This window comes from Flavobacterium yafengii, assembly GCF_030010375.1.
Lineage (GTDB): Bacteria > Bacteroidota > Bacteroidia > Flavobacteriales > Flavobacteriaceae > Flavobacterium > Flavobacterium yafengii.
The window spans coordinates 208330-232611 of record NZ_JASCRY010000001.1; the positions used below are offsets into that span (position 1 = coordinate 208330).

At 34.3% G+C, this 24282-nt stretch carries 25 protein-coding genes and 2 tRNA genes; 10 read left to right on the forward strand and 17 right to left on the reverse strand.

Annotated features, from left to right (window positions below; genetic code table 11):
- Window positions 1-5 precede the first annotated feature (5 nt).
- Window positions 6-380, forward strand: a complete 375-nt coding sequence (locus tag QLS97_RS00865; RefSeq protein WP_282713810.1) for a BlaI/MecI/CopY family transcriptional regulator — start codon at window positions 6-8, stop codon at window positions 378-380.
- Window positions 377-1840 carry a M56 family metallopeptidase gene (locus QLS97_RS00870; protein ID WP_282713811.1) on the forward strand — a complete coding sequence of 488 codons (1464 nt, stop codon included), beginning with the start codon at window positions 377-379 and terminating at the stop codon, window positions 1838-1840. The genes QLS97_RS00865 and QLS97_RS00870 overlap by 4 nt, the downstream gene beginning before the upstream one ends.
- Window positions 1841-2012: 172 nt before the next feature.
- On the opposite strand, the gene QLS97_RS00875 is transcribed toward QLS97_RS00870, so the two are convergent.
- The 3 genes from QLS97_RS00875 to QLS97_RS00885 all read right to left on the reverse strand — a co-directional run bounded on the left by QLS97_RS00875 (window position 2013) and on the right by QLS97_RS00885 (window position 5322).
- The gene (locus tag QLS97_RS00875; protein ID WP_282713812.1) at window positions 2013-2681 is read right to left on the reverse strand and encodes a hypothetical protein; all 669 of its coding nucleotides are present in this window, start codon (window positions 2679-2681) and stop codon (window positions 2013-2015) included.
- A 151-nt stretch (window positions 2682-2832) separates the two neighbouring features.
- Window positions 2833-3552: a coiled-coil domain-containing protein gene (locus tag QLS97_RS00880; protein ID WP_282713813.1), complete on the reverse strand. Its 720-nt coding sequence runs from the start codon at window positions 3550-3552 to the stop codon at window positions 2833-2835.
- Window positions 3553-3951: 399 nt separating this feature from the next.
- Entirely contained in the window at window positions 3952-5322 is a 1371-nt protein-coding gene (locus tag QLS97_RS00885; protein WP_282713814.1) for a saccharopine dehydrogenase family protein, read from the reverse strand.
- A gap of 179 nt (window positions 5323-5501) precedes the next feature.
- Here QLS97_RS00885 and QLS97_RS00890 point away from each other — a divergent pair, with 179 nt between their 5' ends.
- From QLS97_RS00890 to QLS97_RS00900, 3 genes are all read left to right on the forward strand, one after another.
- A complete protein-coding gene (locus QLS97_RS00890; RefSeq protein WP_282713815.1) occupies window positions 5502-5894 on the forward strand; it encodes a DUF423 domain-containing protein in 393 nt (130 codons plus the stop codon).
- A gap of 74 nt (window positions 5895-5968) precedes the next feature.
- A complete protein-coding gene (pckA, locus tag QLS97_RS00895; RefSeq protein ID WP_282713816.1) occupies window positions 5969-7570 on the forward strand; it encodes a phosphoenolpyruvate carboxykinase (ATP) in 1602 nt (533 codons plus the stop codon).
- Between the two features lie 154 nt (window positions 7571-7724).
- Window positions 7725-8825 carry a DUF4407 domain-containing protein gene (locus QLS97_RS00900; protein ID WP_282713817.1) on the forward strand — a complete coding sequence of 367 codons (1101 nt, stop codon included), beginning with the start codon at window positions 7725-7727 and terminating at the stop codon, window positions 8823-8825.
- Window positions 8826-8961: 136 nt separating this feature from the next.
- On the opposite strand, the gene QLS97_RS00905 is transcribed toward QLS97_RS00900, so the two are convergent.
- Window positions 8962-10020: a helix-turn-helix domain-containing protein gene (locus QLS97_RS00905; RefSeq protein ID WP_282713818.1), complete on the reverse strand. Its 1059-nt coding sequence runs from the start codon at window positions 10018-10020 to the stop codon at window positions 8962-8964.
- A gap of 141 nt (window positions 10021-10161) precedes the next feature.
- On the opposite strand from QLS97_RS00905, the gene QLS97_RS00910 reads away from it, so the two are divergent.
- Entirely contained in the window at window positions 10162-12423 is a 2262-nt protein-coding gene (locus tag QLS97_RS00910; RefSeq protein ID WP_282713819.1) for a TonB-dependent receptor plug domain-containing protein, read from the forward strand.
- A gap of 19 nt (window positions 12424-12442) precedes the next feature.
- Complete coding sequence (locus tag QLS97_RS00915) at window positions 12443-13828, forward strand: hypothetical protein (protein ID WP_282713820.1); 1386 nt, start codon at window positions 12443-12445, stop codon at window positions 13826-13828.
- 106 nt (window positions 13829-13934) lie between these two features.
- On the opposite strand, the gene QLS97_RS00920 is transcribed toward QLS97_RS00915, so the two are convergent.
- The 5 genes from QLS97_RS00920 to ruvC form a co-directional block, all read right to left on the reverse strand.
- A complete protein-coding gene (locus QLS97_RS00920) occupies window positions 13935-14648 on the reverse strand; it encodes a PH domain-containing protein (protein WP_282713821.1) in 714 nt (237 codons plus the stop codon).
- Window positions 14649-14717: 69 nt separating this feature from the next.
- Window positions 14718-15089, reverse strand: a complete 372-nt coding sequence (locus QLS97_RS00925) for an MmcQ/YjbR family DNA-binding protein (protein ID WP_282713822.1) — start codon at window positions 15087-15089, stop codon at window positions 14718-14720.
- Window positions 15090-15881, reverse strand: a complete 792-nt coding sequence (locus QLS97_RS00930; RefSeq protein WP_282713823.1) for a cyclase family protein — start codon at window positions 15879-15881, stop codon at window positions 15090-15092.
- A gap of 91 nt (window positions 15882-15972) precedes the next feature.
- Entirely contained in the window at window positions 15973-17106 is a 1134-nt protein-coding gene (hemW, locus tag QLS97_RS00935) for a radical SAM family heme chaperone HemW (RefSeq protein ID WP_282713824.1), read from the reverse strand.
- Between the two features lie 64 nt (window positions 17107-17170).
- Window positions 17171-17725, reverse strand: a complete 555-nt coding sequence (gene ruvC, locus QLS97_RS00940) for a crossover junction endodeoxyribonuclease RuvC (protein WP_091172893.1) — start codon at window positions 17723-17725, stop codon at window positions 17171-17173.
- A gap of 23 nt (window positions 17726-17748) precedes the next feature.
- Between ruvC and QLS97_RS00945 the strand changes: the two genes are divergently transcribed.
- Both QLS97_RS00945 and QLS97_RS00950 read left to right on the forward strand, forming a co-directional pair.
- The gene (locus QLS97_RS00945) at window positions 17749-18693 is read left to right on the forward strand and encodes a hypothetical protein (protein WP_282713825.1); all 945 of its coding nucleotides are present in this window, start codon (window positions 17749-17751) and stop codon (window positions 18691-18693) included.
- On the forward strand, window positions 18690-19793 hold the full coding sequence (locus QLS97_RS00950; protein WP_282713826.1) for a glycosyltransferase family 2 protein: 1104 nt from the start codon (window positions 18690-18692) through the stop codon (window positions 19791-19793). Before QLS97_RS00945 ends, QLS97_RS00950 begins: the two co-directional genes overlap by 4 nt.
- A 102-nt stretch (window positions 19794-19895) precedes the next feature.
- Here QLS97_RS00950 and QLS97_RS00955 read toward each other — a convergent pair whose 3' ends face one another.
- Window positions 19896-20372, reverse strand: coding sequence for a hypothetical protein (locus QLS97_RS00955; protein ID WP_282713827.1), 477 nt, complete (start codon window positions 20370-20372; stop codon window positions 19896-19898).
- Between the two features lie 42 nt (window positions 20373-20414).
- Window positions 20415-20804 (reverse strand): hypothetical protein, encoded by a 390-nt coding sequence (locus tag QLS97_RS00960; RefSeq protein WP_282713828.1) that lies wholly within the window; start codon window positions 20802-20804, stop codon window positions 20415-20417.
- 51 nt (window positions 20805-20855) lie between these two features.
- Here QLS97_RS00960 and QLS97_RS00965 point away from each other — a divergent pair, with 51 nt between their 5' ends.
- The gene (locus QLS97_RS00965) at window positions 20856-21356 is read left to right on the forward strand and encodes a DUF456 domain-containing protein (protein ID WP_282713829.1); all 501 of its coding nucleotides are present in this window, start codon (window positions 20856-20858) and stop codon (window positions 21354-21356) included.
- 139 nt (window positions 21357-21495) lie between these two features.
- Here the strand turns inward: QLS97_RS00965 and QLS97_RS00970 are convergent, their stop codons facing one another.
- From QLS97_RS00970 to QLS97_RS00995, 6 genes are all read right to left on the reverse strand, one after another.
- Window positions 21496-21744: a GIY-YIG nuclease family protein gene (locus tag QLS97_RS00970; RefSeq protein WP_121340787.1), complete on the reverse strand. Its 249-nt coding sequence runs from the start codon at window positions 21742-21744 to the stop codon at window positions 21496-21498.
- Between the two features lie 136 nt (window positions 21745-21880).
- Complete coding sequence (locus QLS97_RS00975; RefSeq protein ID WP_282713830.1) at window positions 21881-22129, reverse strand: GIY-YIG nuclease family protein; 249 nt, start codon at window positions 22127-22129, stop codon at window positions 21881-21883.
- Between the two features lie 136 nt (window positions 22130-22265).
- Window positions 22266-22514 carry a GIY-YIG nuclease family protein gene (locus QLS97_RS00980; protein ID WP_121340787.1) on the reverse strand — a complete coding sequence of 83 codons (249 nt, stop codon included), beginning with the start codon at window positions 22512-22514 and terminating at the stop codon, window positions 22266-22268.
- Between the two features lie 66 nt (window positions 22515-22580).
- Window positions 22581-22657, reverse strand: a tRNA-Asp gene (locus QLS97_RS00985).
- A 509-nt stretch (window positions 22658-23166) separates the two neighbouring features.
- Window positions 23167-23240 (reverse strand) — tRNA-Asp (locus QLS97_RS00990).
- 86 nt (window positions 23241-23326) lie between these two features.
- Window positions 23327-24253: a DUF58 domain-containing protein gene (locus QLS97_RS00995; RefSeq protein ID WP_282713831.1), complete on the reverse strand. Its 927-nt coding sequence runs from the start codon at window positions 24251-24253 to the stop codon at window positions 23327-23329.
- Window positions 24254-24282: the final 29 nt, after the last annotated feature.

The following is a 24282-nucleotide window of genomic DNA, read 5'->3' on the forward strand; positions in this document are numbered from 1 at the left end:
TAAACATGCAACAACTAACAAACGCCGAAGAACAAGTAATGGAGCACCTTTGGAAACTCGAGAAAGCCTTTATGAAAGACTTGCTTGAAGCCTATCCAAAACCAAAACCGGCTACCACAACTGTGGCTACTTTATTAAAAAGAATGATCGATAAGCAATTTGTAGCCTACAGGGAGTTTGGGAACTCACGAGAATATTATCCTTTGGTCAAGAAAACCGATTATTTCTCGAAACACGTCAACGGATTGATTAGTAATTTCTTCAACAATTCGGCATCGCAATTTGCTTCTTTCTTTACCACCGAAACGAATTTGTCTCAAACGGAACTGGAAGAACTTAAGAAAATAATAGACAGTGAAATTCAAAAAAAGAAAAAATGAGCGACTTTCTAATCAAATCGACAATTACTTTATTCATGCTATTGGCGGTGTATTATTTGTTTTTGGAAAAAGAAAAAATACATGTATTCAATAGGTTTTACTTGTTGTTCAGTCTTGTTTTCTCGATGGTGATTCCATTTATAACTATTGAAGTTATTCAGGAAATAACACAACCTACAGTCAATCCGGGAAATATCCAAATACTGCAAGGAAACGCTGTAATACTGGAGGAAACTAACTATCTGGCAATAGGATTATGGAGTTTGTATGGTTTAGTAACACTTATTTTGGCGATACGTTTTATCAGCAATATCAATAAGATTTCGTCTAAAATGAAGTCGACTACACCTATTGACTATAAGAATGCCAAATTGATTTTGGTTCCCGAAAAAACCTTGCCGCATACTTTCCTGAATACGATTTTCATCAACGAAAAGGAATACAACAACCGTCAAATTGAAGCTGAATTGTACACGCACGAACTCACTCATGTATCCCAAAAACACACTTTAGATATTTTGTTCATCGAACTATTGAAAACCGTTTTTTGGTTCAACCCTATTTTTATTTTTTACAAAAAAGCCATACAACTCAACCACGAATTTCTTGCCGATGAGAAAGTAGTGACCTTCTATAACAATGTTCCGTTCTACCAATCTTTATTATTATCGAAAGCAAACGAGAACCAAACTTTTTACTTGGCCAGTAATTTGAATTATTTAATAACTAAAAAACGATTACTCATGATGACAAAAACCACATCAAAAACAGAAGCTTTATTAAAAAAAGCAATGCTAATTCCTGTAGTAACTTCCTTATTGTTTTTATTGTGTACGAAAGTCATTGCACAAGAAACCAATGTAAAAAAAGAAACTACTCCTAAAAAATCTGAAAATTTAATTAAAACGTATTACGACAAAACTACTTTTAAAATCAAAGATGAAAAAGGAAAGGTTGCCAGCGAAAAAAAATACAATGAACTAACTCCTATAGAAAAGAGGGCAATACCTTCTATCCTATCCAAGCAAAAAGAATTGCCTACAAACGAGGAACTTCTGGGGATTTTAAGTAAAGGAGCTCCTGAAGTAATTGAAATTGATGCGTACGATTCTGAAAATCAGTTTGTCCAAAAAGGGGAAAATGAAGTCTATAATACTGCTGGAATAACCGAAAAACCAGATTTTCCGGGAGGAATTATGGAATTTTACAAATTTGTCGGCAATAATTTTAAAACTCCAGAACAACCTAATTTAAAAGGAAAAGTATACATCACCTTTATAATAGAAAAAGACGGCAGTTTAAGCGATATAAAAAACATACGAGATATTGGTTTTGGAACGGGTGAAGAAGCCATACGTGTTTTGAAAATATGCCCGAAATGGATTCCCGGAAAAATGAACGGCGTTCCTGTGAGAGTAATGTATAGCTTACCTATAACTATTCAATCTGGAAAGGCGTAATTGTAAAAAAAGAAATCCGCTTCTTTGAAGCGGATTTATCAAACTAAGGTTTTTGCTTTGAGATAGTGGTGAATTCGTAAGCTTTCAATTTTTGACTTAACAAAGAGTTTATGCGAAACTGTAATTACATTTAAACACACACTATATCAAACAGCTGGTTAGTTGCCTTTGTTTAGTATGTTTCAGAATCTTTAATTCCGTATTTTATTCTTATGTCTTTCAATATTTTGGTAATCCTTATTGCTAAAACTATAAACGCTACGTCATAATTATATTCCTCTGCATACTCAATTGATTGATCAATATGGTATTCAATTCGTGAATAGTAGAACTGGTACATTTTTTTAATGAAGAGTTTCTTATTCTGTTCATTAAGATTGCTGTTTTCTAGTTCCTCAATAAAGTATTGTATTAAGTACAGAACATATTTAAATTGATATTCAAAAGTTATATTGCCCTCTTGTCTAATTTCTAAATCCCGACAGTAAACATCAATTGGAGATTCAAAAACAATATCTTTAAGATTTTCGTGAATTTCTTCTTTGCTAAAGCCAACAAGATGAAATTCTTTTTTTATTTCCTCATAGTCATTTCTAAATCGGTCAATATTCTGATTTTCTATTTGTTGTGTATTTGCTTTTACTTGTTCTTGAAATGAGATATAAATTAAAATCGCACCTAAAATATTTACTAATGGCGCTGTAATTCCCCCAATAGTATCTCCTATTGCTCCAGATTCAGCATTAAATGATATGATTCCGCTAAATTGAGTTAATACTATAGGAGAGACAACAACTAAAAGAAGGAGTCCAATGATTAAGTATTTATAAGATTTGTTCAAAGTTTTTTTAAAATTGCAGAGCTCTTGTGCTACAGCGTGTTTGGGACTAAATTAAGACCTATTTTCGGATTTGCCAAATCTCACAAATACAAAACCAACTTTTCACTAAGCCTATCGCCCAAATCCGTTATTGTATTCTTGTTGGCAGTTTTTATGCAGTTATAAACCTTAAAAATCGTCTTCCAGTGTCTGTAAATTTATAAAGCGCTTCAGGTTTATGAATAATATCGTACGATTCTAATAAAGCGATTAATTTAGTTGTGGTTGCATCATTTTGGATTCTGTAATTATTTTGAATTGCTCTTGTAAGAGTATTAAAAGCCTCTAGTTCATAACTATTATTCATTATTCTTTCTGCTAGCTTTTCAAGTTCAGAATTTGAATCATCTATTTTTTCATCAACTTTTTCTACAGTTTTGTCACTTTCAATTTGTTTTTTTAACGATTCAATTTCTGAATTTTTGTCTTGAACTAATTTTGAAAATCTTTCTTCTTGTTTAAAGATTTGTTCCCTTAATTCAATTGATTGTTCAACGGTTAATAACTGTTTACTTTCAATTAAATTTTTATGTTTTGATTTCCAGTTTTCAAAATTGATTGATAGCCAATATGCGCCGTTAGAAAGAAAAGGAATAATGGTCAGTAATATAAGAGTTGATATTAAAGGATAAGTTATCAAATAATGAGTGTCATTATAATTAGCAATTATGTATTCAATTTTATTGATTTTAAATTTATTTTCAGAAACAAAAAAACTTAAATATGGGATTTTCCAATTCCATAAAAGCCAAGAAACTATAAAAGTTCCGAAAAGTGGACTGGTAGTTCGCTCGTATAAAATTGCACTAATCGATTTTTTTATTTCTTCCATAATATTAATTTCATTAATTCTGTTCTTTGAAATTGCCTACAACTTCTATAAAGCCGAAACAAACCCTCTTATACACACCTAATTTTGTGTAGATTAGAGAAAATATGTTTCGCTCTGTGTTTTCCAAATATAATCAAATTTTCTTACAATTTAGTAAAAAACGGCGCATCATTGTAATGCGCTGCGTGAGGGATGGCAGCGAAAATCCTTTATGTTTTTTCTTTAAAAACATAAAGATTGCACCGAACAGCCCGACCTGAAGTTGCGAGGAGGAACGACGAAGCAATTTGCAGGGTCACGCCCATACTTCGGCTACGCTCAGCATAAATAAAGAATTTTAAAAAACAAATCCGCTTCAAAAGGAGCGGATTTATCAAACTAAAAATCTAAAAAAAACTACTAACTAAACTCTTTATCAGGATTATATCCTAAATACGACATGGATTGTTCTTTGAAAACAACACCATATTCCTCTAATTCTTTCAAAATAGGCTCATAGACTTCCTTACGAATAGGCAATTGAACTCCCGGAGTCGTAATTTTACCATTCAATATTAATAAAGTCGCCATGGCAACTGGTAAACCCACTGTTTTTGCCATAGCCGTATACGTTTGATCGTCGCCAATACAAACCATTTTGGAATCTATTTGTTCTTTCTTGCCATGTATTTCGTATCCAAATTTATGATACATGACAATCATATCTTTATCTTTAGGTTGAAGTGTCCAACTATCACTGAGTATTTTCTCTAAAATTTGAGCTGGAGTAGCATTCTTCAACCCTACTTTTTTATCCCGATTGAACAAATCCAATTCTAATAATTTGTCCCACATGATATCATCTTGGTCAATCTTGAGAATCAAACGCGTTTTAATTTCTACAGAATCCGTGGGATGATATGGCAGGAACGAATTCACAAATTCTCGGTAACTCATGTTTTCCGAATCCTCCATAACGTAACTATCATCCGTCATTCCTAATTGCACAAACATATTCCATGCTTTAGAAAAACCAACTCTTCGGATTGTTCCTCTGTATAACGTAAGCACATTGTCTAAGCCATACACACTTCTATATTTCAAGGAATCCCGATTCGAATACGCTTCAAATCGACCATAACCCTCAACATCCAAAAACTCGGTTCTACGGAATAAATTACAATACGGAATGTATTTATAAGTTCCTTCCTGAATAAATTTGGCAGCGCCACCTTGACCGGCAAGAACAACATTTCGTGGTGCCCAGGTAAATTTGTAATTCCAAAGATTCGTATCGGATTCCGGAGCTACAAGTCCGCCACAAAAGGATTCAAAAAGAAGCATTTCTCCGCCTTTTTCCTTAATATCATCAATCACTTTCATCGCACTCATGTGGTCAATCCCAGGATCCAATCCAATTTCATTCATGAAAATCAGATTATTTTCCTTTGCTGCAGCATCTAATTCCTGCATGGCATCACTCACGTAGGAAGCGGTAACCAAATGCTTTTTGTAAACAATACAATCCTTAGCTACCTCAATATGCAAATGAGCCGGCAACATCGAAATAACAATGTTGGCTTTCTCAATAGCTGCTTTTCTTTGATTTTCATCAAAAATATCTAAGGCAATCGCCGTTGCATTGGGATGATTATTTGTCTTTTTTTCAGCTAATGCCAATGACAAATCACCAATAATAAGATGCAAGTTCTCTTTTTCTGATTTACTTAAAAGATAATGTATCAAAGATGAAGCTGATCTTCCTGCCCCGATGATTAAAATTGTTTTCATTTTTTATAATTATAACACAAACATACAAAATTGTTGTATTTATAACAAATAGTGTTGCGAAAAAAATTATACGAGTTATAAAACCTGATTTAGGATAAATCAACCGCTAAAAAGTATCTTACAAAACGTTTTTAATTTAAAGTGAGATGAGATACTTTTGCAATAAAAACAATACTAACATGGACAAAAAGATAATTTCAACAGGAGCTATTTTAGGAATGATTGCTATAATTCTTGGTGCTTTTGGCGCGCATGCCCTAAAAAAAGTACTGTCTATTGAACAATTATCGACTTTTGAAACCGGTGTACGCTACCAAATGTACCATGCACTATTTTTATTGTTTTTTGGACTAATGAAAGACATCCCTCAAAAAACAAAAAAAGCAATCTATTTTTTAGTTCTTTTTGGTGTAATTTTATTCTCTGGGTCTATTTATCTATTAGCGACAAACGACCTTACTACTTTTGATTTTAAAATTATAGGATTCGTGACTCCTATTGGCGGACTCCTATTAATACTGGCCTGGGGCGTTTTATTGATGAATATTATGAATAAAAAATCACAAAATTAGAAGAATCAAACTGTATCTGAAATATAATTTCTACTTTTGCAGTCTATAAAAAGAAACTACACAACAATAAATTTATGGACAATAACACGCTTTTCTCGCAATCGATTTCGTTAAAAGAATTAGGAATTGAAAATGCAAAAATTCATTACCAGTTATCCCCTGAAGAATTACACGACATAACAATAAAATTAGGTCAAGGAATTGAAAGCTCAACCGGTGCATTAGCAGTAAATACAGGTGAATATACTGGTCGTTCTCCTCAAGACCGCTATATAGTAAAAGACAGCATCAGTGAAAATCAAGTTTGGTGGGGAAAAGTAAATATCCCTTTTGAATCAGATGCTTTCGAAGCACTTTACAATAAAGTAACCTCTTATTTATCCAATAAAGAGGTTTACGTAAGAGATTCATATGTATGTTCTGATCCAAATTACAGATTAAACGTTCGCGTAATCACAGAAACTCCTTGGGCAAATTTATTTTGTTACAATATGTTTTTGAGACCTGAAATGGACGAATTAGCAAACTTCGATCCAGAATGGACTTTACTTTGCGTGCCTAGCTTTATGGCAGATCCAGCGGTAGACGGAACGCGTCAAAGCAATTTTGCAATTCTTGACTTTACAAGAAAAGTAGTTTTGATAGGCGGAACTGGCTACACAGGAGAAATGAAAAAAGGAATTTTCTCTGCATTGAATTTCATTTTACCAGTTTTCAAAAATACTTTACCAATGCACTGTAGTGCCAATGTTGGAAAAGACGGTGATACTGCTATTTTCTTTGGATTATCAGGAACTGGAAAAACAACTTTATCTGCAGATCCAAACAGAAAATTAATTGGTGATGATGAACATGGTTGGACTAATGAAAATACAGTTTTCAACTTTGAAGGAGGCTGTTATGCAAAAGTCATCAACCTTTCCGAAGAAAACGAACCAGACATTTTTAGAGCTATAAAAAAAGGGGCAATCCTAGAAAACGTAGTAATCAATAAAGACACTAATGAAGTTGACTTTGAGGACATTTCTATCACTCAAAACACCAGAGTAAGTTATCCTATTTATCATATTGATAACATTCAACCTGGTTCTATTGGGAAAAACCCAAAGAATATATTTTTCTTAACTGCCGATTCATTCGGAATATTACCTCCAATTTCTAAACTGACTCCAGGACAGGCTGCCTACCACTTTATTTCTGGTTATACGGCAAAAGTTGCTGGAACTGAAGCTGGAATTACAGAACCTCAGCCTAATTTTTCTGCTTGTTTTGGCGCACCATTTATGCCATTACACCCAACAAAATATGCTGAAATGTTGGGTAAAAAAATGAAAGATGCCAATGTAAAAGTTTGGTTAATCAATACGGGTTGGACAGGTGGTCCTTACGGAATAGGAAGCAGAATGAAATTAAAATACACGCGTGCCATGATTACCGCTGCATTAAACGGAGAATTGGACGACGTAGCGTATGAGAATCACAAAGTATTTGGAATTGCAAAACCGCAAACGTGTCCAAATGTTCCTAGTGAAATATTGAATCCGAGAAATACATGGGAAGACCCTGAACTATACGATAAGAAAGCGGTAGAATTAGCTCAAAAATTCAAAGCTAACTTCGCCAAATTTGAAGAATTTGCCAATGCCGAAATTATGGCAGGAGCACCATTAGCTTAAGTTAATATTAATTCAAAACCAATAGAGCCGTTCGTAAAGAGCGGCTCTATTTTTATATATAAAAATCGTTAATTAAAAACATATCAAGTATTTATACCAATATTCATTTTTTGGCGTTAAATTTGCAACCATCAATCAATCAAAAAAATCAATCATGTTAAAACAATTTTTCATCCTTTGTTCCGGAGCTGACAAAGACCTTCTTGAAGGCTGTTCCGAAGGCGAACAAACCAAATATGTAGGTATTGGCGCCACTGTTTTCTTCACCGCAGTGATGGCTTTACTAGCCAGTTCTTATGCACTGTTCACCGTCTTTGACAGTATTTATCCCGCAATCGCATTTGGTATCGTTTGGAGTTTACTTATTTTTAACCTGGATCGTTTTATTGTTTCCACTATTCGAAAAAGAGACCAGTTTGGAAGTGAATTTTTACAAGCTACTCCCCGAATTATTTTGGCGGTAATCATTGCCATTGTAATTTCGAAACCATTAGAAATTAAAATCTTCGAAAAAGAAATTAATACCGTTTTATTGAAAGAAAAAAATGCTATGGCTTTGAATAACAAAAAGGAAGTGGCGAATTATTTCAAATCGGATTTAGACAAGAACAAAGCCGAAATAGCAGGTTTGAAATCGGAAATTACTAAGAAAGAAAAAGAAGTCAATACGCTTTACGAAACGTACATCACAGAGGCTGAAGGAACCGCAGGAACCAAAAAATTAGGCAAAGGACCTGTTTTTAAAGAAAAAATTGCCAAACATGATTTGGTAAAGAAAGAACTGGACACCTTACAAAAAACCAACTTGGCTAAAATTGCTGAAATGGAGAAAAACACCAAAAACCTTCAAACTGACTTAAACAAGAAAGTCACCGAAACCCAGCCTATCATTGATGGATTTGACGGTTTAATGGCACGAATCAATGCCTTGAATAAATTACCTTGGTTGCCTTCGTTTTTTATTATGTTGTTGTTTCTGGCTATAGAAACTTCCCCTATTATTGCTAAACTTTTATCTCCAAAAGGGGAATACGATTATAAATTAGAAGATTTAGAAACAGCCTTAAAAGCAACAATCGAGCAAGACAAATACCAACGCACTTTATTGGTAAAAACTAGTGCAACGATGCACGACAAAGTTTACGGAGACATTGCTGACGACAAGCAATTGTATGATTTACAACGAAAAAACGCTACCGATCTACTAGAATTACAATCTAATAATTTCGTAGAAAAGCAAAAGAGAACTCTTTAGTCTGAATATTAGAAAGTCGAAAGTCATAAAATCAAGAGGTAGTGAAATATCTTTTGATTTTATGACTTTCGGCTTTAAGACTAATTACATAAAACACTACATTCAATTTGAAGCTTGAACAAGAGTTTGATCTATTTTAAATCATAAAAAGATCTAGTGTAAGGATGTCTGGAAAGCTCCAATAAAAGAAAGACAATTTTGTAGTCCTATCGAGTTTTCTGAAACTGATGGGTGTAAATCCATAAAACAGTTTAAAAGCTGCCGAAAAATGAGACACATCTTTGTAGCCACACTTATAGGCTACTTCCCCTACATTTGTAGCCTTATTTTTGAATAAGTTTTTAGCATATTCCATTCGGAGTTTAGTGATGTAGCCTTTTACTGTTGTTTCAAAGCAAGATTTAAATCCTTTTTTTAGTTTAAATTCATTCAGCGATATTGCTCTGGAAAGTTCCGGAAGTGATGGCGCATTTGTAAAATTAGCTTCTAAAATTAATTTGGCTTTCTGAAGTTTAAGATAGTCTTCCTCATTTATAAGTACTTTTTCTAGAGGTTTTTTTACCAAGGTATCCAGTTGTAAAATTAAAAGCTCTTTTATTTTAGCCTCAAGATACATTTTCTTGATAGCCCCTTTGTAGGTACAGTTTTTTATTTCGTGAATAACCCATTGCATAACAGGACTAAACGGAACGTATTTTGGAGTTAAATAACCGGATTTTTTTTGAATAATAGTTGCAGAGAATTTTTGATGAAGTCCCCAATCTTCATTGATTAATTGATAATAATAATCCAACGATAAAATAATGGACAAATAATTAATCTCTTCAAAAGCAGGAATTTCAAAGGTTCCATTAAAGTTGTCTGTGTATAGAATATTATGGGTATTTTCCTTTGTATATTTCTCGCTTTCTACTTGGTCTATAGTCGCTTCTACATTGTTGCAACAAATAAAATTCATCACAATAGATTCGCCAATTATTTCAGATTGTATCGTTTGTGGAGTCGAAAAACACATTTTAAAATCCAGAATCACTACACCTTCACAAATCAAATTAGCGCTCGTTATTTGCTCCATTTTTCCATTCTGGATACTAATTTTCTCTTCGACAAAATGGCTTTTTTGATTATACGAATCCCCTATTTCCAGATCAATCAGTGGTTTTTTGTGTGCTAATATTTTCGATTTAAGTTTCAAAATAATAATCCGTTTTTACAAAATAATAATCCGTTTTTCCCTACCTATTTTATGGATGTTAATAGTAGTTTTGCAGCAAAGTTATTTATAATAAGTCTAATTAAGAATAGTTTTTAGTTAAATATTACATTAAAAAATACCATGTTTAAAAAATATACCTCATTCATTTTATTTCTGTTAACGATTCTCCCCGTAGTATCGCAAACAAGTAATCCTAAAAATAAAGCCCTTAAAATCGAAAAAACCGCAACAAAAGATACTTTAGTAAAAGCCCTTAAAAATGTAACAATACAAGGAAAACCTAAAAAACAAAAAATTGAAACTAGTGGTTTTGCCGTAGCAATTATTGAAACTAAAGAAGCTTCATTACGCAACTTAACTACTAATGAATTACTTGATAGATCTGTTGGAGTACGCGTAAGACAAAACGGCGGTATAGGCTCGAACGTGGAATACAACTTAAATGGAATGTCTGGAAGTGCAATAGGGATATTTATTGATGGAATAGAAATTTCAACTTTTGGTTCCTCATTCAATTTAAATAATATTCCGCCTTCAATGATTGAGCGAATTGAAGTTTACAAAGGAATTTTACCCTCATACTTAACAGGAGATTATGTGGGTGGTGCCATTAATGTGGTTTTAAAAAAGGATGTGTCTAAGAATACTGCAACTGCAGCAGTTTCTTATGGCTCGTTTCAAACTTTTCAATCTGATTTGGGAGTTACCTTACGAGATAAAAAAACGGGACTTTCTTTTAGAGGATCTGCTTTTTACACTTATACTGATAATAGTTTTGAAACCTGGGGCAGGTCTACCACGTTTGTAAATCATTTACAACAAATCACGAGACCCTACAGAGCCAAACGTTTCAACAATACTTATAAAGCAGTAGGAGGCCGTTTTGAAGCCGGAATTACTGATACTAAATGGGCCGATCAATTTTTTATTGGATACAATGGCTCTAGCAATTATACTGAGATTCCGCATGGAATAACAATGGCCGTACCATATGTAGGAAGATTTAACGAAACCAAAGCACATGCACTACTTTTAAATTATACGAAGAAAAATTTTTTAGCTCAAAACTTAGCTCTGAATGTTAACGCAGTAAGAAGCGAACGCAGTACCTACTTACAAGACACCATCAGTTATGCCTATAATTGGGACGGAAGCATAAGAGAAGTAATTGAGTTTGGAGAAAGAGTCCCTTTGCGCACCAATGGAGGACAGCAAGGTCCAAAAACAATAACAAATACCGATAGAAAAATCACAAATGCTAGATCAAACTTGGGGTATTTGATAGCTAACGGACATCGTATTTCTTTGAATCATAAATACGAAGCAACAAATAGAAAAGATGAAGATTTATTAAATCCAACTTTAAGAGAACTGGCTACTAAAAGTCTGGTTACAAAAAACATCCTTTCATTAAATTATGAAGCCGAAAATTTCAACAGGAAGCTGACAACAAATATTTTAGGGAAATACACTAGCAATAGAACCAATCAAACAAAATTTGACATTGCTACCACTGATGGCGTTAATTCAATAGTAAAAAGTAAAAGCACTACCTCAAACTATAATTTTGGGTATGGTGCAACAGCTTCGTATCAAGTAATTGAGAAACTCTTTGTCATTGGTTCCACCGAAAATTCATATATAATGCCTACCGAAAATCAATTATTTGGAGCGCCTGAAATTAACATTTTATCCAATCTTGAATTAGAGCCAGAAAAAAACATCAACTACAATTTAGGTTTTAGATGGGGACCAATAGATTTTAAAAAACACAAAGTATCCTTTTATGCAAATGCCTTTTGGCGTAATGGATTCAATAAAATAACACAACAAGCAGTAGATGTATCCGAAATTGAAGAGGAATCTGATGCTGATATTCAAACCACCCGATATATAAATCTAGGAAAAACACAATCTCGAGGTTTTGAAGCAGAAATTATCTACGTGTACAATAACAAATTGAATGCCTCTGTAAACTTTTCTAAATTCAATAATGTGTTCAAGCTAGAACGAGATAATAATGGTCAACCTCATACTTTTTTTGGACAACAGGTTCCAAACGAACCCTTTTTAACTGCCAACGCAAATATTCAATACCGCCTAAATAGTGTATTTCAGAAAAAGTCAATACTTAATCTTTATTACAACACTGGTTATGTAGGAGAATATTATGTGGTGTGGGGACAGCCAGAATGGTCCTTAACTCCGAGTCAATTTACACATGATCTGGGTATAAGTTATGGATTTCCATCTAAAAAACTCATTGCAAGTATAGACGTAAAAAATATTATGAACGCAGAAATATATGATAACTTTTCTATACAAAAACCCGGAAGGGGCATTTACTTCAAATTGAATTACACTTTTAGCAAATTTTTATAATCAAATTAAAATCAATATCATGAAAAAAAATCTATTTAAAATAGCAGTATTAAGTACTGTAATTACAGCATTTGCATTAGGAAGTTGCAGCAATGACGACACCGGTACTGAGACAACTCCAGTAGTTGATACTGCAAGATGGATCACGCTAACAGGTTCATTTCCTGACGCAACAGGGACCGCAGGAAATGGTGGGACTCGTGCCTACGCTATAACGCCACAAAATGCCGCTAATCCAGATTATGTAGTAGATTTATTTAAGTTGAACGGATCAACATATGTTGAAGGTTTCGCTTTAAAATCAAGCCGAACTGCCCGAGTGCAAGCATCAGCAGATGGAAAATTTTTATACAACATTCAATACACCGGAACTGAAGGTGGTGTTTTTAACAAATACAGCGTAACTAGCGCAGGAAAATATGAAGAGGTAGGATTTGAATTAAATACCTCGGTAATTTTAGGAACTTCACCGCGCTGGGTTAAAGCTGCCGAAGGTGTGGGAGTTGGAGTCTCTTTTGGTGATGCACTTGAACCTTACACAGGAACCGCTCCTAATTATGTGTATAGAAATCCAAAAGGAGTAATTAAAATTGCAAACATTGACTTAAACAATACGGCAATTACTAATACTGGAGCTATTAACGTTGATCTTGGAGCTGAATTAGAATCAAAGGGATATCATATCTGGAGAGCTGATGTACCTGTTTTAAATGAAGCTAAAACAAAACTGTACATTGGTGTGGGTATTAGAAGACATAATACAAGCGGAACAGTAACAACAAACGCTACATCTGGAGCCATTACAGGTTGGGCAACTACTACAAATAGGGATCTAGGAACTGTGTCCTATGTAGTTGATTATCCGTCATTAAAAAATCCAAAAATTATCATCTCTGATAAAAGTATCATTGATAACTTAGGCTACCGCACCTTGACACAGTATGTAGGTACTGATGGAAATCTATACCAAGCTACTGCAACATCAGGTCCAGATATTCTTCGTATTAGTAAATCAACAAACGAATATGATGCATCATTCCATTTTAATTTAAACACTGCTTTGAACACAACTGGAGCAACTATTAAAGCTTGGAGATACATTAAAGACGGTATAGCAATTGTTATGTACACCGTAACGGGAACAAATGGCGGGTATGTTGCACTGGTAGATTTAAATACTAAAACAGCAACTAAATTAGCTACAGAATTAGAAACTGACCCAGCATTAACAACTACATTTGGTCAATTTCAAAACATAGGTCTTATTGGTGATAATGTGTATTTACCCTTTACGCCTGCAGGTAAAGACGGGAATATTTATATTGTAAATTGGAAAACCAAATCGATTACAAAAGGTGCAAAACTAAAAGCAGCTTCGGGTAGTTTTTATTTAGGTGCCTACTAAATAATTAACTTTTGTTTCAAAAAAAACACTTAAAAAAAAGTGAAAATCCTAAAGTCAAAAGAAGAGAATATCTTTTGACTTTAGGACTTTCTAACATTAAGACAAATTACATAAAACTCAAAATTTCTTTTTTGAAAGCATCATATTCGCCTTGTAAAATCAATCCGTTGTCCAATAATTTTTTATAATTCTGTAGTTTTTCAAAAAGTTCGTCTTGAGATAAATCATTTAAAGATTTGTCTTTTGGACTTGTTGAAATGGCTTCGAATTCCTGATTTTCAGCAGTAAAATTGGGTTGTAAAACTGGCATTATTTCAGCAAAATTAGTCACTTCTTCCGTTTCCATTTCTTCGATAATCTCCACTTCTTCTTCTATCGAAATCACAGGAACTTCATCGATAACCGTTGCGTTTAATGCGGAACCACTTTTCAAAATATCCAATTGTTCTTTGGCGTAAGTAAAAATCTTTCGCGCTTGAATTTTAGGAATATAATCAATTGAAACCTCCATATTAGTTCTCGTAGTAAAAGAAAACTCAGAACCCAAAATATTTTCTTTCACAAAAGTGCCTTCAATCTCGTCCCAAGTGTAATCAATAAAATTCATTGAAAGTCCCAGATTTTTGGGTTGACAAATGATAATTCTTTTATTCGTCATCACAATACTATCCGGCAAAACCGTAATCGCTGGCTTTTTTTGAACAGCAATATATCCGATTTCTTCATTTTTCATCAATAAATCACTCAATTTTGAAGCGATTTTTTCAATAGCTTTTGGGTCTTGTTCTTCGTTTAAAAACTTCTTAAATTGTTCTTTCATATGATATGCTGAATTTATTTCAGTAGGTATTTATAATTTTTATTCTGAATTTCTTCGCAAAAGTAATGCCTAATTTTCTAATTCTTGAATTCCACTCTGCAATTTCTTTGTTAAACTTTTGAAAACCAATTCATAGGAATGATCAACCAACTCTTTGACTAGCGCATCCGAAACTGATTCATTTACAGCAATTGTATTCCAATGGGTTTTACTCATGTGAAAACCGGGCTGAATGTCATCGTATTCAGCACGCAATTCCTGAGCGTGCTCAGGATCACATTTTAAATTAACTGAAGGTTGCCCTTTCTCCCACTGACTTAAAGACGACAATGCAAACATTTTTCCGCCTACTTTAAAAACTAAAGTATCTTCATCAAAAGGAAAATGCTCTGTTACTCCTTTTTTAGACAAGCAATATTCGTAATATGTTTCTAAGTTCATTTATGAAATTATTTTTTCATCATTTAAAATAGCGTACAAAACTGGCTTACTGGGACTCGCATCATTCTCAAAAGATGCGATTTGTAAATTCAATAAATAACTGCCGTCTTTCACCTCATCTGAAACAAAAATCATTTCGGTAATCGTGCAATCCAATCGTGCATCTGCATTTAGATTGTTGACATCTTTTATATTCCAAAAAGCTTTGTGTGCCAATAATTTTCCATCATCTTTTTCTTTATCGACACTTGGCAAATCAATCAATAAATGCTGAATTCCGCTTTCGCGAATGAAACGCGCTGCATCTTCATCCAGATAAGGCGGATTGGTATTCGAATATTTTAAAGATTTTTTTATTTTAAAATTAGGAAGAGTTCTAATAATTATGGCTTCTCTTGGAGTACCTAACTTCAATGTCAAATCGAGCGCAGTCGAGATGCTATCCAAAGTAATCACCAAATCTTCTCCTTGCAATTCCGGCACAACCGAAATCAATTCAGCCAAAAAGAAAAACTGTTTCAACGACTGATTAATACTGTAAAACTCTCTTGTAATATGACCCAGACATTCGGTGTGAGTTCCATGTCCGTGTGGATTGAAGAAAATATTATTGAAATTGGTAGACGATTTCCCTTCCGAAACTTTGCCTATCCAATCCCCAAAAACCACGGGTTCTATGACTGGTTTATCGATATACCAAGCAATTGGATTCTCATCGGTATTTGTCAATGGAATCGAAATATCAATAGGTTTTGATAGGTCGACTTTAAAGTTATCAATAGTTGCAATCATAATTATTTAACCACAAAGGGCACTAAGATTATCACCAAGATCACAAAGCATCGTGGACTTTGTGCCATCTTTGCGTTCTTAGTGGTTTATGTTATTCCAAATTTAAGTAAAACAAATCACTTGCAATTCCATCCGTCAAAAACTTTCCTTTTGGTGTTGGTTTCAAGATATTGTTTTCGATAAAAACTAAATCATCATCAAGGAATTTCTGAGTCTGTTTATTCAAATATTCCAAATATTCACTTCCAAATTCAGTTTTGATTCTATCCAAAGAAACGCCCCAAATCGTTCGCAAACCCGTCATAATATATTCATTGTAACGGTCCGTAATCGAAAGGATTTCTATTTCATTTGGCAATTTATCTTCTTCAATAGATTTTAAATACAGCGCATTATTCGAAACATTCCAACTTCGGGAAATGCCATCATAACTGTGCGCCGAAGGACCAATTCCAATGTATTTTTTCCCTAACCAATACGCCGAATTATTTTTTGAAAAATAGTTTTCCTTCCCAAAATTCGATAATTCATAATGAATAAAACCATTACCTTCGAGCGTTTCTACCAAAATAGCAAAATGTTCTTGCGCAACATCGTCCTTAGGTGCTGCAATTTTTCCGGTTTGTATCAGTTTATTCAAAGCCGTTTTTGGTTCCACTGTCAACGCGTAACTCGAAATATGAGGAATCCCAAAACTCAATGCCGTTTCAATGTTTTGTTTCCATTTCTCATTGCTCATTTCCGGAATTCCGTAGATTAAATCAAGGGAAATATTGTCGAAATACTGAGTTGCTTCTTCTAAGCATTTTTTGGCTTCGGCCGAATTATGAGCGCGGTTCATCAGTTGCAAATCTTCTTCAAAAAAAGACTGAATTCCAATGCTTAATCGGTTGATTTTGCTTTTAGACAATTCGATTATTCGTTCACTTGACAAATCATCCGGATTGGCTTCCAGTGTAATTTCAGGATTTTCTGAAACAGAATAGTTTTTATACACTTCTGCTATCAGGAAATTAATTTCTTCAGAAGTTAAAACACTTGGCGTTCCTCCGCCAAAGTAAATGGTCTCAATTTGTTCCTTTTCAAACTCGCTTTTGCGCATTTGAATTTCTTTGGCAATAGCCAAAACCATTTCTTCTTTCTTCTTCATCGAAGTCGAAAAATGGAAGTCGCAGTAATGACACGCCTGCTTGCAAAAAGGGATATGAATATAGATTCCTGACATAATTAGTGGTCAGTAATCGATGATTAGCGGTCAGTTCTGCAAACTGAATACTGATTACTGATTACTATTTTTTAACTCGTTCTTCGTTTTGTTTTACAAAAGCATCCCAACCGGTATAACTTTTGGCGCCAACCACTTTCCCAGAATTGAAAAAATGACAAACCGCCGCGGCCAATCCATCCGTACTATCGAGGTTTTTAGGCAATTCCTTCAATCCCAAAAGTTGTTGAAGCATTTTGGCAACTTGTTCTTTGCTGGCGTTTCCATTTCCGGTAATCGCCATTTTTATTTTCTTTGGTTCGTATTCGGTAATTGGAATATCTCTCGAAAGTCCCGCCGCCATGGCCACGCCTTGTGCACGTCCTAACTTCAACATCGATTGTACGTTTTTACCAAAGAAAGGCGCTTCAATTGCAATTTCATCTGGATTATGCGTATCAATCAACTCAATCGTACGCTCAAAAATGATTTTCAGCTTTTGATAATGATTGTCGTATTTGGACAATTGCAGTTCATTCAATTGCAAAAACTCCATTTTTTTATTGACAATTTTTATCAATCCAAAACCCATAATCGTCGTTCCCGGGTCAATTCCTAATATGATGCGTTCGTTTGCCAATTTTAATTTGTTATTTTGCAGTAATGATTACAATTCCACACAAAACTAAGCAATTCCTCGTACTTCTAATCAAACTTTTGATTGTGGGCGGTGCGTTTTATTTTATTTACAATCAATTGGCCAATAACGACAAACTGGATTGGCAAAAATTCATTGTTTTATTCCAGAAAAACCAGTCCATTGGTGGAATAGCCTTTATTTTGTTATTGAGTGTTTTGAATCGGTTTTTTGAAATCTTGAAATGGCAAAACTTAGTTGGATTTATCCATAAAATATCTTTGGGCGAAGCAACAAAACAAGTTCTTGGTGCATTAACCGCGGGACTTTTTACGCCGAATGGAGTTGGAGAATATGCCGGGAAAGCATTGTTTTTTGACAAAGCAAACACTAAAAAAGTAATTTTCCTAAACCTGATTTGCAACGGAATCCAAATGATATTGACCGTTATTTTTGGAATTTTCGGGTTGTTGTATTTCAATGCGCAGTACAATGTAATTACTACAAAAACGGTTATGATTCTGTTTGGCATTTGTTTTTTGGCATTTGGAACCTTGTTTTCTTTAAAAAAAATAAACATTAAGGGCTATTCGATCGAAAAACTGATTCATAAAATTAACGAAATCCCAAAATCGATTCATCAAAAAAACATCTTTTTAGGCATTTGTCGCTTTCTGGTTTTTTCGCACCAATATTACTTTTTGTTCCTGGCTTTTGATGTTGACTTACCTTATTTAATAGCCATTGCCACGATTACAAGCGTTTATTTTCTAGCTTCCTCTTTGCCTACTTTTCAGTTTTTGGACTTTGCCGTAAAAGGAAGTGTAGCAGTTTATTTCTTCGGGATTCTTGGCGTAAACGAATGGATAGTAATTTTTATAACTACACTTATGTGGTTTTTGAATGTAGTTTTACCGGTAATAATTGGCAGTTATTATGTGTTGAATTTTAAAACACAAAAAACTACATGATTTATGGTTTATACCTCATAATCCTCATGTATTGCTTGACGATAATCGTACTGATTTATGGTTTTACAAAAGTGAATACAATTGAATATACCGGGGTAAAGCCAAAAACAAAATTCTCGATTATTGTTCCTTTCCGGAATGAAGCCGAAAATCTACCCATTCTATTAGAGAGTTTGTCGAAGTTGAATTATCCGATGGAATTGTTCGAAGTGATTTTGGTTGATGATTTTTCTGAAGAAGCGTTTAAAATTCCAACTTTAAAGTTTAAAGTTTCGGTTATAAATAACGTCAGAGTTACGAATTCGCCCAAGAAAGATGCGATTGTAACCGCAATGCAAATTGTAACTACGGACTGGATTATCACCACCGATGCCGATTGTACAGTAAATACAAACTGGTTATTGACATTGGATAATTACATTCAGCTTCATGATGTTGCTATGATTGCCGGAGCGGTTACGTATGATTGTGGCAATTCATTTCTGCATCATTTCCAGCAATTGGATTTGGCGAGTTTACAAGGCGCAACCATTGGCAGTTTTGGAATCAACAAAGGGTTTATGTGTAATGGCGCCAACTTTGCGTATACCAAATCGTTATTTCAAGAACTGAATGGTTTCAATGGAAACGATGCAATTGCCAGTGGCGATGATGTTTTCCTGTTGCAAAAAGCGATTGCGAAATCCCTTGAAAAAGTGCATTATCTAAAATCTCAAAATAATATTGTCATCACAAAACCATTGGATGATTGGAAATCATTATTCTATCAGCGCGTTCGATGGGCTTCAAAAACAAGTTCGTATCAAAGTTCTTTCGGAAAAGGATTGGGGCTGTTAGTATCTGCGGGAAATCTGAGTTGGCTTTTCGTTCTTGGGTCTTGGGTCTTGGGCCTAACTGCTTTTCAAAACTTCTTTATAATATGCGTTTTAAAGTTCTCTGTTGATACTGTTTTGATTTATAAATCCAATGAATTTTTAACCAAAACCAAAACCAAAATACAGTATTTGATTTTGAGCAGTTTATTCTATCCTTTTTTTAGTGTGAGCGTAGCTTTGTATTCTTTGTTTGGAAAATATGAATGGAAAGGCAGAAAATTTTAACTTACACTAATGCCCTAGCCCAGATGGAAACGGCATCCTTTTTCTTTTTTCCTTTAAAAAAGAAAAAGATACAGTGAACAGCTGGAAGCAGCTCCAGAAAAACTACTCTACTTTTAGAATAACCGGAAGTATAAATTGGGTTTTTACGGGAATTCCGCGTTTTATGGCGGGGTTAATTTTTGGAAAATCAACTAAACGGACTTTAAGAATACTGTCAATTTTGATTTTATCGTAGGCAACTGAATCTTTTGGAAATTGAGGTTCGAATTGCATCGTTGCATTTGGAAAAACAGTAACCTTTACTTCAATCGTATCCAGTTCAGGATAGAGGACCGAAAGGGTGTCGATGCTCAATTTCTCCTGAATCAGCTGCGTTAAAACTTCGAAAAAACACTGTTGGCGTTGTTTTTTATCCTCTATTTTTTCGCAATCCACTACCGATGGGTATTCATCGACTTCTTTCCAGTTGATGGATTTCAGTTCCTTTTGCAACAATTCCTTTTCCGAAGGGATTTGCTTGTCAAAGTATTGACAGGAATTAAAAAATATAAATACTAAAAAGAGGTAATACTGCTTCAAGGTTTTGTTTTTGAATTGGACTAATATTCTATAAAAATACAATTATTTTTTTTGAGAGGCTTTCGAAAGCAAATAATCTTCATAGTTTTCAGCAAACCATTTCTTTTTGTTTTCGGCTGCGATTTCTTTTTGATCTGGATACAAAGTCGCCAATCGGCCTGAAAAAACAGCAATCTGAATCGTGTATTTATAGAATTCTTCTTTTGTTAATACTAAATTGGGATTTGATTTTTTATCGGAAAACTCAAAAAAAAGCGCATCAAACTCTTTCAAAGAAAAATTTAATACTTTTACTCTATTCTCGTTGTAAATAGCTTCCTTTAAAAGTGCATCAGTGCTATTTACAATTTTTTCTTGGGCATTTACAGTCCAAAAAGAAAAAACGAAAAAGAACATAATCGAAAATAAAATACTTAATTTAATCCCTTTCATAAGCTAGCTAAATGTTGCTTTTGTGTTTTCAAAATTACTAAAAATAAATTTATGGATGTACTGCTTTTGGTTCTTGGTTTTATGTGTGTGATTTTAGGCATTTTTGGTAGTTTTTTACCGGTTTTACCTGGGCCTGGCATCAGTTGGGTCGGATTGGCATTACTTTATTTCACGAATGCTGTTCCGGCTAACTATTGGATTTTAGGAATTGCATTGTTAGTTACCGTAATCATATCGATTTTAGATTACGTGATTCCGGCCAAGGGAACCAAAAAATTTGGCGGAAGCTCTTATGGCATCTGGGGAACTAACATTGGATTGATTGTTGGGATTCTAGCCCCTGTTCCTTTTGGATTCATTATCGGCCCTTTTGTCGGTGCGCTGATAGGTGAACTTATTTATGATTTTAAAGACCACAATCGGGCTTTGAAAGCAGCCGCGGGATCCTTTGTAGGTTTTCTAGCTTCCAGCTTCATGAAATTTGTAGTTTGCGTGATGTATTTGGGATTGTTTGTGTGGATTGTCTGGAACTATAAATCCGAGTTGTTTTAATGTACCATTAGTTTTAGAACTATATCTAAAAGAAAAAGCCTTTCAGTTACGAAAGGCTTTCCGCTAAAATAATCTCGTTTTTGAAACGAGAGGACTCTAACCCGTCTCGTCCCAAAAGACGAGATGACAGGCATATGTTCTATTCAACTTGAAAACTCCTTATTAATCTTTCTATCGAAGCAACATTAAGCTTTTTCAATCGCAATTCTTCTTTTAATGCTTCTGTTTTTGTTTCAAATTCTTTGAAATAAACCAAAACCCATGGACTTTTTCCAGAAGTGTATCGGCTTAAATCATTATTGTGTTCTAAAATACGCTTACCAAGATCTTGTGTAAATCCTTTGTAAAATAATCCTTGATGATTTTTTATGATGTAAACAAAATACATATCGATTGCTATTTGAATTTTACAAAAACAAAAAAAGCTTTTCTATTACGAAAAGCTTTTTGTTACTGGTCTTGTTTTTGGAACGAGAGGACTCGAACCCGTCTCGTCCTAAAAGACGAGATGACAGGCATGTGTTCTATTCAACTTGAAAACTCCTTATTAATCTTTCTATCGAAGCAACATTAAGCTTTTTCAATCGCAATTCTTCTTTTAATGCTTCTGTTTTTGTTTCAAATTCTTTGAAATAAACCAAAACCCATGGACTTTTTCTAGAAGTGTATCGGCTTAAATCATTATTGTGTTCTAAAATACGCTTACCAAGATCTTGTGTAAATCCTTTGTAAAATAATCCTTGATGATTTTTTATGATGTAAACAAAATACATATCGATTACTATTTGAATTTTACAAAAACAAAAAAAGCTTTTCTATTACGAAAAGCTTTTTGTTACTGGTCTTGTTTTTGGAACGAGAGGACTCGAACCCGTCTCGTCCTAAAAGACGAGATGACAGGCATGTGTTCTATTCGACTTGAAAACTCCTTATTAATCTTTCTATCGAAGCAACATTAAGCTTTTTCAATCGCAATTCTTCTTTTAATGCTTCTGTTTTTGTTTCAAATTCTTTGAAATACACCAAAACCCATGGACTTTTTCCAGAAGTGTATCGGCTTAAATCATTATTGTGTTCTAAAATACGCTTACCAAGATCTTGTGTAAATCCTTTGTAAAATAATCCTTGATGATTTTTTATGATGTAAACAAAATACATATCGATTACTATTTGAATTTTACAAAAACAAAAAAAGCTTTTCTATTACGAAAAGCTTTTTGTTACTGGCGGTCTGGACGGGACTCGAACCCGCGACCCCATGCGTGACAGGCATGTATTCTAACCAACTGAACTACCAAACCAGTATTTTAATCTATAACATTCTAATCCTTAAACCCAGTTCTGGAATCGAACCCGTCTCGTCCCAAAAGACGAGATGACAGGCATGTATTCTAACCAACTGAACTACCAAACCAGTATTTTAATCTATAACATTCTAATCCTTAAACCCAGTTCTGGAATCGAACCCGTCTCGTCCCAAAAGACGAGATGACAGGCATGTATTCTAACCAACTGAACTACCAAACCAGCATTTTAATCTATAACATTCTAATCCTTAAATCCAAGTCTTGAATCGAACCCGTCTCGTCCTAAAAGACGAGATGACAGGCATGTATTCTAACCAACTGAACTACCAAACCAGCTTTCTTTTTAAATCAAAAAAGCTATCCACAAAAGTGGAAAGCTTTTCATTGGTCTAACTACTAAACCCGCTACGAGTTACAAATTCGTAGCAAACAACACAACTAACTTTAGATACTTTATAGGGGCAAAAAAGCCTTTCTGTTACGAAAGGCTTTCCCCAATATTGCGGTCTGGACGGGACTCGAACCCGCGACCCCATGCGTGACAGGCATGTATTCTAACCAACTGAACTACCAAACCTCTGCGTTATTGCGGTGGCAAAGATACAATAGATTTCCGTTTACACAAGCGTTTTTTGAAAAAATAATTGATAAATTTTAACCTTATTATCCAAAGTTTTGTTTTTCAACCAAGTATGTCATTAAAATTTTTTCAAAACTTTCCCCAACACTTACCGGAATGTACTTTATTCGGTTTTGCGAGCAGGTCAAAGCGAGTTTCTTAAAGTAACTTTCTGTCTGTTTTTCGTATTCTTCTTTGACATTATCGGCAAAAACCGCTACTTCTTCTCCCGTTTCCACATCAATAAACTTCCTTGGAGCATTATCAAAGTCAAAATTTAACTCTGTTTTATTATCGACAACATGAAATAAGACCACTTTATGCTTATTGTGTTTCAAATGTTGCAGCGCATTGAACAACGCTTCTTCATTACCGGATTGAAACATATCCGTAAATAAGATAATCATCGAACGGCGGTGGATTTTCTCTGCTATTTGATGCAGGAAAGTAATTGTATCAGTACTTTTCTTAGTCGTAGGTTTCTCTAAAAGCCCTTCAAGTGTATTTAAAATCATTCTATGATGGCGATCACTGCCTTTTTCAGGCGCGTAGTACTCGTATGTATCCGAAAACACACTTATTCCCACAGCATCGCGTTGCTTCTTTAAAAGATTCATTAAAACCGCCGAAGCCAAAACCGAAAAGCCAATCTTATTCTCAAAAAAATTCTGACTGTCTTTTAGCTTCGGATAATGCATCGATGAGGAATTATCAATGATAATATGACACCGCAAATTAGTCTCTTCCTCGAAGCGCTTGGTGTACAAACGATCCGTTTTGGCAAACAATTTCCAATCAATGTGCTTCGTACTTTCCCCTACGTTATAAACTTTATGTTCCGCAAATTCAGCCGAAAAGCCATGAAACGGACTTTTATGCATTCCTGAAATAAAACCTTCCACAACCTGATTGGCCAGCAACTCCAGATGCTGAAAACTGGAAATGTTCTCTATTTGCGATTCGATTTTCATATTCCAAATATATTAAAAGATTGAACGAT